Source organism: Bacillus sp. FJAT-27916, assembly GCF_001183965.1.
GTDB lineage: Bacteria > Bacillota > Bacilli > Bacillales > Pradoshiaceae > Pradoshia.
The window spans coordinates 2,268,393-2,285,846 of the sequence record NZ_LFZV01000001.1 but is presented as its reverse complement, the minus strand read 5'-3'; the positions used below and the strand labels follow the sequence as shown (position 1 = coordinate 2,285,846).

General features: G+C 40.6%; 14 protein-coding genes. 13 read left to right on the top strand and 1 reads right to left on the bottom strand.

Annotated features, from left to right (window positions below; translation table 11 throughout):
- The first annotated feature begins 10 nt into the window (after window positions 1-10).
- Window positions 11-4,309 carry an AAA domain-containing protein gene (locus AC622_RS11005; RefSeq protein ID WP_049671121.1) on the top strand — a complete coding sequence of 1,433 codons (4,299 nt, stop codon included), beginning with the start codon at window positions 11-13 and terminating at the stop codon, window positions 4,307-4,309.
- Window positions 4,310-4,506: 197 nt separating this feature from the next.
- Here the strand turns inward: AC622_RS11005 and AC622_RS11000 are convergent, their stop codons facing one another.
- On the bottom strand, window positions 4,507-5,592 hold the full coding sequence (locus AC622_RS11000) for a hypothetical protein (protein ID WP_049671120.1): 1,086 nt from the start codon (window positions 5,590-5,592) through the stop codon (window positions 4,507-4,509).
- A gap of 568 nt (window positions 5,593-6,160) precedes the next feature.
- Here AC622_RS11000 and AC622_RS10995 point away from each other — a divergent pair.
- The 12 genes from AC622_RS10995 to AC622_RS10940 all read left to right on the top strand — a co-directional run bounded on the left by AC622_RS10995 (window position 6,161) and on the right by AC622_RS10940 (window position 17,205).
- Window positions 6,161-6,832, top strand: a complete 672-nt coding sequence (locus tag AC622_RS10995; protein ID WP_197089929.1) for an ADP-ribosylglycohydrolase family protein — start codon at window positions 6,161-6,163, stop codon at window positions 6,830-6,832.
- 75 nt (window positions 6,833-6,907) lie between these two features.
- Complete coding sequence (locus tag AC622_RS21220) at window positions 6,908-7,633, top strand: DUF6508 domain-containing protein (RefSeq protein WP_197089928.1); 726 nt, start codon at window positions 6,908-6,910, stop codon at window positions 7,631-7,633.
- Between the two features lie 304 nt (window positions 7,634-7,937).
- A complete protein-coding gene (locus AC622_RS10985; RefSeq protein ID WP_049671119.1) occupies window positions 7,938-8,318 on the top strand; it encodes a DUF4181 domain-containing protein in 381 nt (126 codons plus the stop codon).
- Window positions 8,319-8,743: 425 nt separating this feature from the next.
- The gene (locus AC622_RS10980; protein WP_049671118.1) at window positions 8,744-9,043 is read left to right on the top strand and encodes a DUF2089 family protein; all 300 of its coding nucleotides are present in this window, start codon (window positions 8,744-8,746) and stop codon (window positions 9,041-9,043) included.
- Complete coding sequence (locus AC622_RS10975; protein ID WP_049671117.1) at window positions 9,040-9,324, top strand: hypothetical protein; 285 nt, start codon at window positions 9,040-9,042, stop codon at window positions 9,322-9,324. The genes AC622_RS10980 and AC622_RS10975 overlap by 4 nt, the downstream gene beginning before the upstream one ends.
- A gap of 23 nt (window positions 9,325-9,347) precedes the next feature.
- Window positions 9,348-10,529: a DUF418 domain-containing protein gene (locus AC622_RS10970; protein ID WP_049671116.1), complete on the top strand. Its 1,182-nt coding sequence runs from the start codon at window positions 9,348-9,350 to the stop codon at window positions 10,527-10,529.
- A gap of 1,042 nt (window positions 10,530-11,571) precedes the next feature.
- Window positions 11,572-12,552: a LacI family DNA-binding transcriptional regulator gene (locus AC622_RS10965; protein WP_049671115.1), complete on the top strand. Its 981-nt coding sequence runs from the start codon at window positions 11,572-11,574 to the stop codon at window positions 12,550-12,552.
- A complete protein-coding gene (gene rbsK / locus AC622_RS10960) occupies window positions 12,549-13,430 on the top strand; it encodes a ribokinase (RefSeq protein ID WP_049671114.1) in 882 nt (293 codons plus the stop codon). Before AC622_RS10965 ends, rbsK begins: the two co-directional genes overlap by 4 nt.
- The gene (gene rbsD, locus AC622_RS10955) at window positions 13,427-13,816 is read left to right on the top strand and encodes a D-ribose pyranase (RefSeq protein WP_049671113.1); all 390 of its coding nucleotides are present in this window, start codon (window positions 13,427-13,429) and stop codon (window positions 13,814-13,816) included. The genes rbsK and rbsD overlap by 4 nt, the downstream gene beginning before the upstream one ends.
- Window positions 13,817-13,837: 21 nt before the next feature.
- On the top strand, window positions 13,838-15,337 hold the full coding sequence (locus AC622_RS10950) for a sugar ABC transporter ATP-binding protein (protein WP_049671112.1): 1,500 nt from the start codon (window positions 13,838-13,840) through the stop codon (window positions 15,335-15,337).
- Window positions 15,318-16,259 carry an ABC transporter permease subunit gene (locus tag AC622_RS10945; RefSeq protein ID WP_049671111.1) on the top strand — a complete coding sequence of 314 codons (942 nt, stop codon included), beginning with the start codon at window positions 15,318-15,320 and terminating at the stop codon, window positions 16,257-16,259. The genes AC622_RS10950 and AC622_RS10945 overlap by 20 nt, the downstream gene beginning before the upstream one ends.
- A 19-nt stretch (window positions 16,260-16,278) precedes the next feature.
- Entirely contained in the window at window positions 16,279-17,205 is a 927-nt protein-coding gene (locus AC622_RS10940) for a D-ribose ABC transporter substrate-binding protein (RefSeq protein WP_049671110.1), read from the top strand.
- The last annotated feature ends 249 nt before the right edge of the window (window positions 17,206-17,454 follow it).

The following is a 17,454-nucleotide window of genomic DNA, read 5'->3' as shown; positions in this document are numbered from 1 at the left end:
GTGCTTTTGGTTGAGTGACAAAGCAAAGCAGTTATTTGAATATTTATTAGCCGTGAATAACCTGCGTTTTAAGGTTATCCGTGAATATAAAGAGTATGAAAAAACGTGGTCTAAGTCGGCCCTTGAAGAATACGGGGAAGGCGTGTTTTTAATGGGGGAGGGAGAAGAGGAGGAAGCTATTCTAGAAATACATCGGCAAACCGTTAGCGATGAAGATAGCACGCCTCCCAATCCTGATGAATCCATCAGGGAGTGGATTACCTACTCATATGATAACGAGAAGCACTCTCCGAAAATGCCTGATCCAAAGGTGATGACGGAAGGAGACACTCAGGTAGAAGTCCGATTTGATGAAGATCCGAATCGAGTTAATCTTTTTAACGAGTGGAAAGCGGCCTGGAGCGATTGGGCGGCTAATATGACCAGAATTAAAAGCGTTCAAGCTCTGTATGAACGTTTCTTTAAGCTGTATCAAGAGTTTCAGGTGGAGGGGGAAGGACTGGAGCTGCTGCTAGGGCAGACCATCTTTACGTGGAAACATGAAGTGGGGACCATTTCTCATCCTTTGTTCACGACCAAACTGGATATTGAGCTTGATGCTGATAAGGGAATCGTCATTGTGAAGCCAACAAATCAGGGTTATAAGCTTGAATTGAATATCTTGAGCGGGATTCCGCTTCCGAATATGGATGAGATCCAAACGATTAGTCAGACCGCGCACTATCGAGATGTGTTCGAGGAAGATGTCCGTGATTTATCGAATCAATTTATGAACATCATCGATGCGAGCGGCCGAGTGGCGATGGAGGATGAACCAATCAATCCTTCGAAAAATCCTGTTGGACATGTGGATGAATATGTCCTGATTCTTCGAAAAAAGGATAATCAAGTCCTCAAAAATGATTTAGAGCAAATCATTGAATTGATGCAGCAGGAGGATTTTCAGGATCCTGCCACGATTGCCTCCATTGTCGGGGATGAAGTGAATTTTGATAAGAAAGAGAATAGTCTAAAGTGGGATAAGGTAGCGACGGATTTATATTTCCCATTGCCAGCCAATGAAGAGCAGAAGGAAATCGCGCGCCGCTTGGCAACGAATTACGGACTGACGGTTCAAGGGCCTCCTGGAACAGGGAAAACCCATACGATTGCGAACATCGTCTCTCACCTATTGGCCCATGGGAAGAAGATTCTCATCACGAGCCAAAAGGAAAATCCGCTCAAAGTGTTGAAGGAGAAAATCCCGGCCGAAATTCGTGATCTCTGTGTGCCAGTTCTCGGCGGAGGGAGAGATTCTCTTAGAGAAATCGAGAACTCCATCCGGACCATTTCCGAGCAGCTCGGCAATCTGTCGACCGAAAAGCTGGAGACGGAAATTGCGCGCGACAAGGAAGAGCTGGATAAGAGTCGACGAAAGGAAGCCAAGCTTAAACACCAGCTGCTTGAATACAGCAAAAGCGAGAAGCTGGGCATCGAGTATAAAGGAAATCCTGTCACGAAAGCAGGTGTCGCGCAAATGCTGACGGAGGAATCCGTAGACTATAAGTGGATTCTCGATAAGGTTGCCATGGATACGGAATTTCCTTTATCCGAACAGGAATTCAATTTGTTATGGGAACTGAGAGGTACGTTAGATGAAAAGGAACTCTGCTTGAAGGATTCCGTTCTTCCTGAACCACTGCTGATAAAAGGTTCAGAGGAAATGCAAAGCTGGTTAGACAAAGGAAAAGACCTGCAAGAAAAGCATGATCAAGCGATCACGTTTACTGATAAAGTTCAATTCCCTCATGACCAGGCCTATGCCGAGCAAGTTAAACAGGAGATTGCGGAGATCTTGGCCTATGAAAATTGTTTCGAGGAAGGTTCCTCCTCACAGAAAATCCTCGAAGATTATCTGGCTGGAGGCTCACGAAAAGAAAGATGGACGTCCTTCTTCCGTGACATGAAGGGATTGAATGAGGAAATGACCGCCATGAATCGGAACATCATTCAACATAAGATCACCCTTCCGAATAAGCCGGATTTTGAGTTAGAGTCAGATATTCAGGTTTATGGCGAACGCCTGCGGGAGAACAAGAAACCGAATTTTATTTTTACGATGACGAAGGGGAAAAACGCCAAATACCTTTGGGAGACGCCGATTCTTAATGGCCAGCCCGTACGGACAGTTGAGGAGATAGACATCCTGCAGCAAAACTTGCTTCTGAAAAAGAAAAAAGACGAGGCCGTCCGCACATGGAATGCGAATATCGATGAAATTGGCGGCACCCATATTGACATCGAAGACAAACGTCTCTTTAGTGCCATTGATCAAGAAATTTCGTTCTATGAAAAGACCATGAAGCTAGGTCAATTAATCGAAGGCTTTAAAGAAACGGCTAATCGTCTATCGTTGAACCAGCCAGATTGGCTGAGCTATGCCTTTTATGTGGAGCTGAAAACAGCTGTTGAGCATGTCTATGATGTCATCAGCTATCAAGAGTGGGAAACAGGCTATCATGCCTACATCGGGCAGCTGAACGAGCTTACAAAGGAGCAACATGTTCACCCGATTGTTCATTCGTTTATGGCTGTCTTAGAGGAGAAGGATGCAGCAAGATGGCATGAGGCGCTGGAGGAATTAGCGGCGTTAAGGGAGAAGAAAGAAGAAGTCATACAGTTCTTCAATCTTCATGACAAAGTCCAAACGCTAGCGCCGAAGACGGCGGAATGGATTATGGGCATTTTATCGGAAGATGTGCTAAAGCCTGAAGAGGTGCACAAGGCATGGGAGCTTAAAGCCTTGTATGATTGGATGACCATCAATGAGGAATTCGAGGCCGAGCGCATCGAGAATAACATCAAGGCCGAGCAGGACTATCAAAAGAAATTGATCACCAGCATCGTTTCCAATTCGACGTGGTTAAATCAAATCAACAGGATTACGGATGAACAAAAGCGCGCCCTTGTTGCGTGGAAAAACTTTATCAAGCGCTATGGGAAGGGAACCGGGAACAATAAGCGCTTCTTGGCTGATGCCCGCAAGGAAATGGAAACGGCGCAATCCGCTATCCCAGTCTGGATCATGCCGGTCAACCAGGTCCTTGAAAACTTCCCAATCAGCAATGAGAAGTTTGATGTCATTATTTTTGACGAGAGCAGTCAATGTGACATCATGTCTGTCCCTGTGCTTCTGCGCGGGGAAAAGGTGGTCGTTGTCGGGGATGACGAGCAAATCAGCCCGTATGGAATTGGAACGAAGGATGCAGAGATTGAAGAGCTGATTAATCGTTATTTAGACGGCGTTCCGAACAAACGCTTGTTTGACCATAAGATTTCACTTTACGAGATTGCCGATCAAATCTTCCCTAAGAACGGCCGATTAATGCTGAAGGAGCATTTCCGCTGCGTTCCGGAGATTATTCAATTCTCGAATGATTTAAGCTATGGTGGTCAAATGATTCCGTTAAGGCTCCCGTTTGATAATGAGAAAATAGAGCCGCCAGTGGTGGCGATAAGGGTAGAGGACGGATATGCCTCAGAAGGAACGAATATGGTCAACGAACCGGAAGCGGATAGAATCGTCGAAGATATCGAAAGCATCCTCGCTGACCCGAAATATGATGGTCAAACCATTGGGGTCATTGCCCTGCAAGGGAATAAGCAGGCCGCGCTTATCGAGAATAAAATCCGGTCAACCATTCCGGAAAGTGAATTTGTAAACAGAAAGATCATCTGCGGAAATGCCTATAGTTTCCAAGGGGATGAGCGGGATATTATCTTCCTATCCATGGTGATCGCCGGCAACAGACGCTTCATGGCCATGACGAAGAAAGACCAGCAGCAAACCTTCAACGTCGCCGCCAGCCGTGCGCGAAATCAAATGAGGCTCTATCACTCAGTCGAGCTAGATGAGCTGAAGAAGGATTGCTACCGCTACAAATTATTGAGCTACTGCAAGAACCCGACAAGAGTGAACGACACATTAGAGAATCTAGAGGACAAATGTGATTCACCATTTGAAGTCGAAGTGCTTCGCATGATTGTGGCCAGAGGCTATAAAGTCCAGCCGCAGGTCAAAGTAGGCCAATATCGCATTGACCTTGTCATTGAAGGGCTGAGAGACCGACTCGCGGTGGAATGTGACGGCGAAAGATGGCACGGACCAGAAAAATGGGAAGAGGACATGCAACGTCAATACAATCTAGAGCGCGTCGGCTGGAAATTCTGGCGAGTCAGTGGCAGAGAGTTCTATTATGATAAGAAAAAGGCAATGGAGAGTTTGTGGAGAAGGCTAGAGGAATTGGGGATTGAGGCTGATTCTTTTTAGTAAGTGATTAATTGTAAACGTATATCGAGTTGCTTTAGATAATTAAGGGCACCCCAAAAGATATGATTTGGGGTGCTTTATTATGGTTAATAATAGAGATTTTTTTATAAATATATTATTATTATTATTATCACAACACTATATACAGAGAAATTCTAATTAAGATAAATAGTTAGATTCCGTAATATAGTTGTTCCTTAAAATTTTACGTTTATTTTATCCTTAGCAATTTCTATTCTATCCCCTTCTTTCTTAATGGAAGTCACAAATTGAATAGCTCTAGTATTATCTGTTCCAGTTGTTACAATCGAAATCTCAACTTTATTATTTCCATCTATAATATATTTATCTGAATCTATACTATATTTTTTGGTGTATTCTGTATTCGGGATGCTTAATTTATCATTTTCTGAAATTAAGTTCTTTGTAAAATGTTCAATGTCATTAGATTTGAGCACTTCATTTTTTTCGTATACTTCTATTGAACTTTCTAAAATTTTCATATCAGAATGATTTATATAATGTTCAGTTTTAGAATTGCTAATTTTAATACGAATTTCAGTATCTATATTATTATTTACTACAATATTAATTGGTATTGTTACTGAATTACCTATATCAATCTTGGCCAGTTGATTATCTTGAAAAGAAGACATGGTAATGAATAATCCTAAATAAAATATTAGAGCCAATCCATATAGGAATTCAAATAAGGATATTAAACTTTTTTTAAATTTCAATGGCAGTTTGTTGGTAACTTTTATGATTCCAATTATTTTTTTTCTTTTTGTAAACTTTTTAATATTTTCTTTATTAAGAAATAAAAGTCCAAAAATAAATAGTGCACTACCAATTAAAAAAAACCCAATAACATAATTCCATGAGAAACTGGTTTTTGATATATTTATGGGTATTAAAATAATAAGTATTATACCTAACGACCATATTGAGTATCTTTTTAATTTCAAAAATATATTACTATATGCTTTATCTGAATTCTCATAGGCAAATTGTTTCTTTGCCTCGTCTTCAAAATGATTAAAAGTTTTTAATTCCAAAAATAAATATCTTCCAATGGTGTAAGCAAATAAAATACTCATAAAAAAAAGAATGGAAGAGAAAACATAATCAAAGTTAAAAATGTTGTTTGTGTATAAATCAGTTGAAAAAGTTTTATGCCATGCATTAAATGTCTTATTTACTATAAACACAGCACCACCAGCAACAGTTAAAGAGACAGCTAATCTGGTAGCTCTATCAATTGTTTGTTTGTTATATTCCATAAGTCCTCCTCTAATTTTCATTAAACCACTCTAATATTTTTTACAGAATCCTCAACCTGCGGCCAAAAACTTGCAGTTGTAGTTTTATAAAATCTCTATTTTTATTCACCTCCCTTTAATTACAATACAATATAATGTAATATATTTCCATATTTTTGTAAAATTCTTGTTTACCCCAGAAACTTCTTTTTGTATTTGAGAGGTCTTTTGAGATTTAAGTGTCGTTATATTAGTGAATAAGATTGTGACTAGTATAGGATTGTTGGTTCTGTAGCGAGAGAATGTCCAAGCATCATATAAAAGCTATGTCATCCAAAAGGAAGACTATCATCAAAATGGTGAGTATACAAAAAGTTAGAGTAATCTAAAGAGCGGGGATCACATTGGAATATAGAGGTCTTTTTATTATGTTTTATGTTAATCTGTTTGCTATTTTTTAATTCCTTTGCTAGAAATTATGTAAGGAGATTTAATTATATTAAAATATTAATGGAAGTAGCCTGCATAATGTAAGTTTTCCGTGAAAACATGCATACTAATACGAATATGAGAAATAGAGGGATAACGGATGATTGGAGCCATTATAGGTGATATTGTTGGATCACGTTTTGAATTTAATAATCATAAAAGCAAGGAATTTGAACTCTTTCATGAAGATTGCCGGGTGACAGATGACAGTATTATGACGCTTGCCATTGCAAAAGCCCTTATGGAGACGGAGAAAGTCATTCAGTCTTCTATCGCAATGGAGGATGATGCTGAATATGACTCTTTACTGAATAGAATGTCGGTTACATGTATGCATAGATTAGGGCGCATGTATCCGGATTGCGGCTTTGGCGGTAGGTTTTCGAAATGGATTTTCAATAATGCGCCTGAACCTTATAACAGTTTTGGAAACGGAGCGGCGATGCGGATAAGCCCTGTGGACTTTTTCGCAAGAACGGAGAGGGAGGTAAGCCGATTATCTGGGATTATCACAGAGACTACCCATAATCATGATGAGGGGATGAAGGGTGCCGAAGCTGCAGCTATGGCTATGTTTATGGCAAAACAGGGATACACCAAAAGTGAAATCCGATATTCGATTAACAGAGATTACTATCTGTTGGATTTTACGATGGATGAGATCAGAGACACCTATGTCTTTGATGTGACATGTCAAGGCACTGTGCCGCAGGCGATTGTGGCTTTTTTGGAATCAACCTCGTTTGAAGATGCCATTCGTACGGCCATTTGAATTGGCGGTGACAGTGATACTCTGGCAGCCATTACAGGGGCTATTGCAGAAGCGTATTATGGGGTTCCTGAGATTATGAGAGAGAAGGCATTAACCTATCTAGATGATGAACTCCGTACTATTTACGATGAATGGTGCAAGTATAATAAAAATGAAAGCTCTCCTGGTAAGTTTAACGTACTAACAAAATATATAGGAAAAATAAGCGAGGCGGATTCCTTCGGGGAATGGGTGATTGATCACGAGAACGATGGCACATCGGAAAATCTGATTCATATGCCATTTGTCCATTATAAAGAGCTTGTAGATTCATTTGTCAAAGAGTTTTATCAATTCTCCTCAAGCCATCGAGAGTATGAATTGACCGATTATTTATCCATTCTAGAGAGGAATGGCCTTACATTGGCTAGTGCTAGTATGTATGACGTGGATTCTCTGGATGACCAATGTATTCTAGCGCTAATGATGGGGGCCATTCGTGCGGATCGATTCAGTGAGGGCACGCTGCTGAGTTTATTTCAGGATGGTTCAGTTGAGAAGTGGTTAAAAAGGCTGAAATCAATCGATAATGAAAATGATAAAGTGGAAATAGAAGAAATCTATTTTGATATTGGCGGTTTTTCTAGTGGACATGATAGATACCATATAATTTTTAATCAGGAGGGCCAAGCTAGTTTACGTACAGCAAAAGGGATTGCTTTCAATGAATTCTCTGTTAAGAAACAGTATTCACGAGAAGAATCAGCTCAGCTGCTCGATGGCTTCAAATCAATCAAGGTTGATTATTGGAATAATGAATAATCGACCCGTTTATTCTCGATGGAACGCAATGGAGACTGGCGGTGAAGTACACAGATCAGAGCGGGGCAGAGTGGGTAGGAAGCAATGCGTATCCTCCTAAATGGGATGTGCTTTTATCCATGTTTGGTATTGAATAGGTAATACGTAGTAGGCTTCTGTATAGGAAAAACGGCTATCATAATTATGATGGCCGTTTTTCCTATTTAACCTCAATTCTTAGATAACGCCAGTGCAGGATAATTGAAAACGAAATACAATAATATGTAATGTTGATATAATTAAATATCGGGAGGTGAAGTTGAAAATGATACCATTGATAAGTTTACTTGTTGTTATTGCAATGGGTATAATCATGAGCTCAGAAGTAGTTGATAATGTGGTTCGAAAATGTTTTGGGAAAGGCAAGGTAACGCAAAGAAACGAACGCTTTACAAAGTATGAGCTGTGGGTAAAACTATTTATCCTTTTTCTATTTGCCATTCTTACTTTTCGTGTAGGTATTGAATCACCCTATACCTATCTATTAATATTCATATTTTGCGTAACTTTTTATGGGTTTGAAGCCATATTAGAGAAAAAATTTATCCAAAATTCCAAAGACTATGTATTCACTTTTTTTGCCGGATTGCTTAAGGCTTTGCTTCTAATGATATTAGTCGTCATTTATAATGCTGCTAATTATTAGAAGAAAAATTTCTTATTTAATTCTTGGAAACAATGCCCTATCAAATAGCCATTTAGGTATTTTGTTGCTACACCATTAAATCGTTCCAAAGATACCATTGATGGCTTTATATGTACCAATTCTTTTAACAAACGTAGTCCCACAAGGTACACAGGCTAAGAAAAGTTTTATCTGTTCATGCTTTGTAAGGTCAGAAAATTGTACATACATATCTAGCCACATTGAAAATTCGCTCCCGTCATAATACGTTCCATTATTATAACAGTAGAAATCAATGACCTATTAGATATAGATTACAAGTATATTTTGTTTGATAACGAATGTTAGTAATTTAATATTTTTAATATTATTAATATTTTATTTAATTTTGTTAAAATTCATGTTAAGTTTAGTATAAATTATAAATAAAACAAAGGAGGATTAATTTGGACAGAAACGATATTCCCAACTGGCTTCTATCTTTAGAGAGGGAGGACATTGAGTTCATTAAAAATTTCGTCCTAAATTCAGGGTCCTTAAAGGATATAGCGAAGGTTTATGAAGTGTCTTATCCAACCGTTCGACTTCGATTAGATAAACTCATCCAAAAAATTAAAGTGTATGATAGTTTGGAAGAGGAAGAGTTTATCACTTTCATTAAAAAACTGTCTATCGATGATCGGATTAGCCTAGAGGATGCCAAACTGATTATTGATAAGTACAAAAAGGAGGTGGATGCTAAATGAATGGCTTGTTTAGATTTTTCATGGTTTTAGTTATTTTTGCTGCTCAGCAGTATTTATCGACTAGGGACAAATTGTATTTAGGTGCTGTTATCCCTGTCCTATATTTGGCGGCCTTAATTTATGCCCAATGGTCAGGGCAGGTTGAATGGTCAGCTTTGAAGCTTGGTCTATACATAATCATTGGAGAGCTTTTCCTAGTGGGGTATTGGTTTAGTGGCCGGAAGATGGCAGCGAATAAAAGGGAGAAGGAACTGGCAAGGATGAAAGCCTTAGATTTATAACTTAAATGGATGGGGGATACATAATGAGCAAAGGGCGGGTAACGCTGCTTGATTCACTGAGGGGATTTAGCTTGCTGGGGATTTTAATGGCGAATTTGTTGATATTCCAATTCGGCTTATGGGGCAAGGATTTGATAGATACAGATGAATTATCAAAGATGGATTGGTTTTCTGTTCATTTTGTCAAAATTGTTTTCGAGTATTCGTTTATGCCGATATTTTCACTATTATTCGGGTATTCATTGGTGAAGCTTGCGGAAGCGATCAATGAAAAACGAGATAAATCCAGATGGCATCTCGTTCGCAGAGCTTTTGGCTTAATGACGCTTGGAATGCTGCATGCTACATTTATTTGGGATGGGGACATCTTGTTTTATTACGGAGTGATGGTGCTAGTGTTGCTTCCTTTCCTATATAGAAAGCCTAAAACAATATTGATATGGGCAGGGATAACATTTATTCTATTCACGGCCGGAAGTTATGGGGATACGACCAATCAATTCGAGACACCGGAAATGCTTGCATTCGTCCAAAAGACAGATGAGGTGTATGCTAACGGTTCTTACACAGAGATCCGAGAATATAACGAAAACGCCATTCCTCCTATTTTAGAAGAGAATCCATTGTTGTTACTTGGCGCTTTGTTGTTGTCCCCGTTTGTGATGATGCCCATGTTTCTGATAGGGATGGTCATGGCAAAACAGCAATGGTTTGCCGATCCATCGAGTCAAAAAAGCGCCTATCGTCATGGATGGTGGCTCATACCAATCGGTATAACATTGAAGCTATTGAGTCACCTGGAAGGCTTGGAAACGTTCAGCGGAGTCTTCTCTCAATCGGGCGGACAATTGCTTGCATTTGGGTATGTCCTCGCATTTGCTCATTTATATGCCCAATATCAAGGTGGCTTCCTGTTTAGAGCTTTTGAATCCATGGGGAAATTATCACTCACGAATTATTTGATGCAATCGGTCATCATGACGCTTGTTTTCTATGAATATGGTCTAGGGTACTATCAAGAAATCAGCTTCACAGCAAGCGTCCTATTAGGCATACTGGTCTTTTCGGTGCAATGTGCATGCAGTTTCTGGTACCTCCAATATGTAAAAAGAGGGCCTGTTGAATACCTTCTTCGTGTATGGACCAATCTTTCTTGGCGAGGGAAAGTGAAAGAAATAAAGTCTTCTGGCAGTGATGCTGCTTAAGAGAAATGAAGAATTGGCTTGTTTTTATACATATTGCTTTTAGAAGCTCATCTAATAGCCAATCGATTTCTGTTTTTGTGAAGACAAATAAAAAGACCATGATGCAAAAATTAATTTATTGTTCATTAAGGTCTTTTTAACGAGGATAAGTTAAACATAAGAAAGTAGATATTTATAAAGCAAAGGGTACAGTATGATACACAAGGGACAGGGTGAGAATGAATCAATTCTTACTCTGTCCCTTTTATTGTCTTTGTGAGCCTTATGTATGAGTCTTTTCTTTACATGGTCCTCGTATTGCTTATGAATGGTAATGACTAGAGTCAGGCAGGGATGATTTGGTCTCCTTTTAATTTAAGCCTAATCATTCTCACATACATATATTAAGTGATAGTGCCTGTCACCACCCGAAAAATCTTGTTGCCCGGGATGTTCCACAAGGGATTACGTATTGATTCCTATGGTAAAGGGTCACGGTGTTATCATGAATGACTCTTGTTAAACGGGTTATAATGAAATCTATCAATAACTAAGTACTAGGGACTTTTTGTAGGTGTTGCTCTATCCAAGCATGCGCTTCCAAAGGTCTCTTTTTGTGTTGTGATGGACTTTTAACACACATGCACTTTGCCAATCGATCAGGTAAGTTTCATCTTACACATTTCACCATATATTCATTTCTCTATGATTCATATTCAAACTTACGACATAGATAGCCCCTTACCCTGGCTTATCGGTATTTTGGAAACAAAAAGATGGAGGAAACTCAGGTTTTCTTCCATCTTTTTTCTTGTTCCTTTTTAAGTTCTATTTCTTGGTGTTGTTACCTTATGTGTGCAACAAAAATCAGCACAAAGCATTAATAAGATATTCCTTGTCTCCTATTATTGTAATCTTTAAAAACGAATTCATTATCCTCCAATAACTTATTAAGCTGAAAGATAAACATTATAGAAATATATTCTAAAATTGTTGACATTTATAAAATGAATCATGTACATTGTATGTAACCGGTTACACAAATTGGTTGATGAGGTGATATATGACTACGATAAGAGATGTTGCCAAACGAGCGGGTGTCTCGGTAGCTACTGTATCACGCTACTTTAATAATGGTTATGTCAGCGAGAAAGCACGTGAGAAGGTAGAAGAAGCGATTGCGAGCCTAGCTTACCAGCCAAGCCATATTGCGAGGTCGCTCAGTACGAAACAAACGAAGGCAATCGGGCTTATTATTCCTGATATTATGAACCCGTTCTTTCCTGAGCTGGCTAGAGCGGTAGAGGATGTGGCAGTGGCGAATGGATATGCACTTATCTTATGCAATTCAGATGAGCAGAGAGAGAAAGAAAAGAACTATATTGAAACCCTATCTAGGAAATATGTTGCTGGTATGATTCTGGCGACTAGTGAATTGGAGAAGACATATTATGAGCAGTTGAATGTGCCAATCGTCGCATTGGATCGGCCGATAGGGAGCGGGTTTCCGACCGTTATGACAAGGAATGAGGAAGGAGCGCAGCTTGGAACAGAGTTTTTGATCAAACAAAAGGCGCGCCATATAGCTTGCTTAAGAGGGCCGGAAGGATTAAGGCCGGCAGAAGACCGTTTAAAAGGATTTTTGAAAGCGATTTCAAGCACTTCGGTCTCTATGACGGTTGTTCCTTGTCCTTTTGAATATAAGGAATCAGAGAAAATCGTAAAAAATCTATTACAAAAAGATGAAACGATTGATGCCATCTTTGCCTGCAGTGATATATCCGCAATTGGAGCCATAAAAGCGGCTCATTCTTTAGGAATCCGTATTCCTGACCAAGTACAAATTATGGGCTTTGATGGAATTGGCTTGGGAGAAATGATGAATCCGAGTTTAGCCACAGTCGCCCAAAATATATATGAGCTTGGATCAAGAGCAACGGAGATGCTGATCAAACAAATAGATGGAAACACAATCGATCGGTTAGATGAATATGTTTCCCCGCAATTAATCATACGAGAATCAGTCAAGGGGGCTAGTAAATGATTACGGTTATCGGAAGTATCAATATGGATTTAGTTTGTGAAACAAATAATCTCCCGAAACATGGAGAAACGGTCCTAGGCCGGCGTTTTGAAACCGTTCCGGGAGGCAAGGGAGCCAATCAGGCAGTTGCGGCGTCGCGCTTAGGAAGTTCAGTCACGATGATAGGCGCAGTCGGACATGACAGCTTTGGCTCAGTGCTAAGGCAAAAGCTGGAGGATGAGAAGGTAGACACAAGCTACATAGAATGTGTAAGCACGAATACGGGGATTGCCAATATTATTGTCTACAATGGCGATAATCAAATCATTGTCGTTCCCGGAGCTAACTTTCAGGTGACTCCATCTATGGTTAATAAACACAGGGAGCTGATTAGTCAATCAGCGATGGTCATCATGCAGCTGGAAATCCCGCCTGAGACGGTGGAGTACATCTTGGAATTATGCATGGAATCAGAAGTACCTGTCATATTAAATCCGGCTCCGGCAGAGAATTTTCAAATCGAGTGGATGAACAAGATTACGTATCTTACTCCGAATGAAACAGAGGTAACAGAGATATTCGGCACCTCGCCTGAACAAGCTGTTCGTAACTATCCGAATCAATTAATTGTGACTCTTGGTGAAAGCGGAGCGATGTACTTTGATGGCCAAGACATCATCAAAGTAGAGGGATACCCAGTTGTACCTGTTGATACGACTGGGGCTGGGGACACATTTAATGGAGCGTTTGCTCATGCGCTTACAGAAGGAAAATCCATTAAAGAAGCTGTCCGTTTTGCGAATATTGCTGGGTCTTTATCCGTTGAGAAATTTGGTGCTCAAGGCGGCATGCCTACTGAAGCGGAAGTGGCAGCCAGGATGAAGGGGGGAGCGCTATGAAGAAGAATGGAATGTTGAACCGTGAGCTGGCGGGGATTTTTGGCAAGCTAGGCCATACGGATCAAATTGTTATTGCCGATTGCGGTCTGCCTGTACCAGACGGAACAACGTGTATCGACCTAAGCTACAAAATAGGGGAGCCTGGTTTTTTGCCAGTGGTTGAAGCCGTGTTGGAGGATGTAGAAGTGGAACAGGTGGTTATCGCCGAAGAGATGGAAGAGAATAATCAATCTCTTCATACATGGATTAATAAGCGTTTTGAAGATATACAGGTGGTTTCTCATGAAGATCTTAAGGAGCGGACAAAATCAGCCAAGGTGATTATTCGTACAGGCGAAGCAACTCCATATGCCAACATCATCTTACAAAGCGGAGTTATCTTCTAAAAGAAAGCTGGTGACACTTCAATGATACAAATGTCAGGGATTTCGAAAGCGTTCAATGGAAATGTCGTTCTGAACAATGCCCAGTTTGAATTAAAGCAGGGTGAGATCCATGCCCTAATGGGGGAAAATGGTGCTGGGAAGTCCACCTTGATGAAAATTCTGGCGGGAATCTATACAAAGGATAGCGGCGAAGTAAGAGTGAACGGGAAACTGATGGACTTTAAGTCAACGAAGGATTCCGAGAAAGAGGGTATTCATGTCATCCATCAGGAGTTAAACATCCTGCCTGATCTCTCTGTTGCCGATAACTTATTTCTTGGAAAAGAATACACGTACAAGCTAGGATTCTTGAAACAAAAGAAAATGGAAAAAGAAGCGAAGGAATTGCTGGCAAAGCTTGGCCTGCACATCAATCCGAAAAAAAGAGCAGGCGATCTATCCGTCGGTAAACAGCAAATCATCGAAATCGCGAAAGCCATTGCTTCTGATGCGAAATATATTGTCATGGATGAACCGACAGCTGCGTTGACTGACCGTGAAATCACGACTCTTTTCCAAACCATAAGAGAATTGAAAAGCAAAGGGATATCCTTTGTCTATATATCTCACCGGATGGAGGAAATCTTTTCGATATGTGATCGGATTACCGTTTTAAGGGACGGGCAGTATGTTGGGGTGAAACGAATTCAGGAAACAACCTTTGATGAGATTGTCTCCATGATGGTCGGGCGAGCGCTTGGTAATCGGTTTCCGATAAGGGAATCTAGTATGGGGGATATAAAGCTTGAGGTGCGTGGTTTAAGTGCTGATGAAGCTTTTGAAGATGTATCATTCACGCTGAGAAAGGGCGAGGTGCTAGCCCTGGCTGGACTAATGGGAGCGGGTCGTACCGAGGTTGCTGAAACATTATTTGGCTATCGGAAGGCTACCGGGGGTGAGATTCTCATAGATAATCAGCCTGTCAAAATGAAAGATTCGATTGAGGCCATGAAATATGGTATTGGCTATGTAACAGAGGACAGAAAATCAAAAGGATTAGTCCTGGATTTTTCGATAAAGGAAAATATCATGCTGGCTAATTTGGAAAAAGGTTCGAAGGGCGGGTTTATTCAGCCCAAAAAGGAAGAAAAACTGGTTGATCATCATATGAAGCAATTACGCATCCGGGCCTCAAGCGCAGAACAGCTCGTGAAATCCCTGTCAGGGGGGAACCAGCAAAAGGTGGTTATCGCAAAATGGCTTGAAACAAAGCCTGAGATATTAATACTCGATGAGCCTACGCGTGGGGTTGATATCGGAGCCAAAAAAGAAATCTATCAGATTATCAATCAATTAGCTGAATCAGGTGTTGCGATATTGATGATTTCCTCAGAGCTGCCTGAGGTGATTGGAATGGCTGATAGAGTCATCGTCATGCAGGAAGGCAAATTAACGGGTGTAGTAGAAAAACATGAAATGACACAAGAGCGGATCATGCATTTTGCGACAGGAGGAGAGAAAGTTGTCCAAAATAAATTATAAAGAATTACTGCCAAAGCTCGGACCTCTATTTGGATTGTTATTGCTAATCGTGGTCTTAACATTGCTTAACCCTAATTTCTTAACGGTATCGAATCTATTAAATGTACTCAGGCAGGTTTCCATAAGCGGATTGATCGCTTTCGGGATGACCTTTGTTATTCTGACTGGCGGCATTGATCTATCTGTTGGTTCCACGCTGGCGTTAACCGGAGCTGTAGCTGCTAGTCTTATAGCAAGCGGGACAGACCCCATTATTGCCATGGGTGTAGCCCTCGTTCTTGGTTTAATCCTGGGAGCCATCAATGGAATTATCATCACAAAGGGCAGGGTTGCACCATTTATCGCCACACTCGCCACTATGACCGTTTATCGTGGATTAACGCTTGTTTATACAGAAGGTAAACCAGTCTCCGGACTAGGTGATTCAGTCGCATTCCAGATGTTTGGGAAAGGATACTTCCTCGGAATCCCTGTACCTGTCATCACCACAATCCTGGCATTTGTTGTCCTTTATCTCATTCTTCATAAAACAAACTTCGGCCGCCGCGTATATGCCGTTGGTGGAAATGAAGAAGCATCTAAATTATCGGGTATCAACACAGATCGTGTGAAGATTTGGGTCTATGCCATCACGGGGCTTTTAGCTTCTGTGTCTGCTCTAATCCTGACCTCCAGATTGAATTCTGCCCAGCCAACGGCAGGGGAGTCGTATGAGCTTGATGCCATCGCGGCTGTTGTACTTGGCGGCACTTCGCTGACGGGAGGCAGAGGATGGATATTTGGCACATTGGTTGGGGTCTTAATTATAGGTGTTTTAAATAATGGGATGAACTTAATTGGGGTATCTTCATTCTTCCAACAAGTTGTGAAGGGTGTAGTTATATTACTAGCCGTAATGCTAGATAGAAAGAAACAAGCATAATATGAAGGAGTGTTTAGGAATGAAAAAGTTTTCAATTCTTGTACTGGCTGTATTGATGTCGATTGTACTGGCTGCTTGTTCGATGGAATCAGGTGGAGGCTCTTCATCTAAATCAGATTCCTCTTCCAAGAATGATGAAGTTGTCATTGGCTTCTCTGTATCTACATTAAATAACCCATTCTTTGTTTCTTTAAGTGATGCTGCTAAAGAAAAAGCAAAGAGTGAAGAAGCAAAAATCACCGTTGTAGACGCTCAGGATGATGCCTCTAAACAAGCATCTGATATCGAAGACTTAATTCAGCAAAAGGTTGACTTGATCATGATTAACCCAGTGGATTCCTCTGCCGTTGCCTCTGCGGTTGAATCAGCTAATAGTGCTGGCATTCCCGTTATCACGGTAGACCGTTCCTCTGAAGGCGGAGAAGTCGTTTCTCATATTGCCTCTGATAATAAAGCTGGCGGTGAAATGGCAGGAGAATACTTGCTTTCTCAAGTCGATAAAGGGGCCAAGATAGCCGTATTAGAAGGAGTAGCGGGTTCCTCAGCTGCTATTGACCGCGGCGAAGGTTTTGTGAAAGCGGTTGAAGGTCAAGTGGATATCGTAGCAAGCCTTACAGCCAACTTCGATCGTTCCGAAGGATTAACCGTTATGGAGAACATTCTTCAAGCTAACCCGGATGTTAAAGCCGTATTTGCCCAAAATGATGAAATGGCATTAGGCGCTCTTGAAGCGATTCAAGCGGAAGGAAAAGATATTGTTGTCGTTGGATTTGATGCGACAGATGATGCGGTAGCAAAGGTAGAGGCTGGTGAAATGGCCGCAACCGTTGCCCAACAGCCAGGATTGATCGGTGAAACGGCCGTGAAAACAGCGGTAGAATATTTAAATGGTGACGAACCAGAAGACTTCATTCCAGTAGAATTGGAATTGGTAACGAAAAAGTAAAAGGTACAGTATGATACGCAAGGGACAGAGTGAGAATGAATCGATTCTTACTCTGTCCCTTTTATGGTTTTTGTGAGCCTTATGTATGAGTCTTTTCTTTACATGGTCCTCTTTTATTGCTTATGAATGGTAATGACTAGAGTCAAGCAGGGATGATTTGGTCTCCTTTTAATTTTAGCAAGATCAACTCTTACGATATTGGATGCCAGCTTACAAGTCTAATCATTCTCGCATACATATATTTGAAGA

Coding starts and splice junctions, on each gene's coding strand:
- AC622_RS11000 (WP_049671120.1), bottom strand. CDS start 5,592: ATGGAATATAACAAACAAACAATTGATAGAGCTACCAGATTAGCTGTC.
- AC622_RS10995 (WP_197089929.1), top strand. CDS start 6,161: ATGATTGGAGCCATTATAGGTGATATTGTTGGATCACGTTTTGAATTT.
- AC622_RS21220 (WP_197089928.1), top strand. CDS start 6,908: ATGAGAGAGAAGGCATTAACCTATCTAGATGATGAACTCCGTACTATT.
- AC622_RS10985 (WP_049671119.1), top strand. CDS start 7,938: ATGATACCATTGATAAGTTTACTTGTTGTTATTGCAATGGGTATAATC.
- AC622_RS10975 (WP_049671117.1), top strand. CDS start 9,040: ATGAATGGCTTGTTTAGATTTTTCATGGTTTTAGTTATTTTTGCTGCT.
- AC622_RS10970 (WP_049671116.1), top strand. CDS start 9,348: ATGAGCAAAGGGCGGGTAACGCTGCTTGATTCACTGAGGGGATTTAGC.
- AC622_RS10965 (WP_049671115.1), top strand. CDS start 11,572: ATGACTACGATAAGAGATGTTGCCAAACGAGCGGGTGTCTCGGTAGCT.
- rbsK (WP_049671114.1), top strand. CDS start 12,549: ATGATTACGGTTATCGGAAGTATCAATATGGATTTAGTTTGTGAAACA.
- rbsD (WP_049671113.1), top strand. CDS start 13,427: ATGAAGAAGAATGGAATGTTGAACCGTGAGCTGGCGGGGATTTTTGGC.
- AC622_RS10950 (WP_049671112.1), top strand. CDS start 13,838: ATGATACAAATGTCAGGGATTTCGAAAGCGTTCAATGGAAATGTCGTT.
- AC622_RS10940 (WP_049671110.1), top strand. CDS start 16,279: ATGAAAAAGTTTTCAATTCTTGTACTGGCTGTATTGATGTCGATTGTA.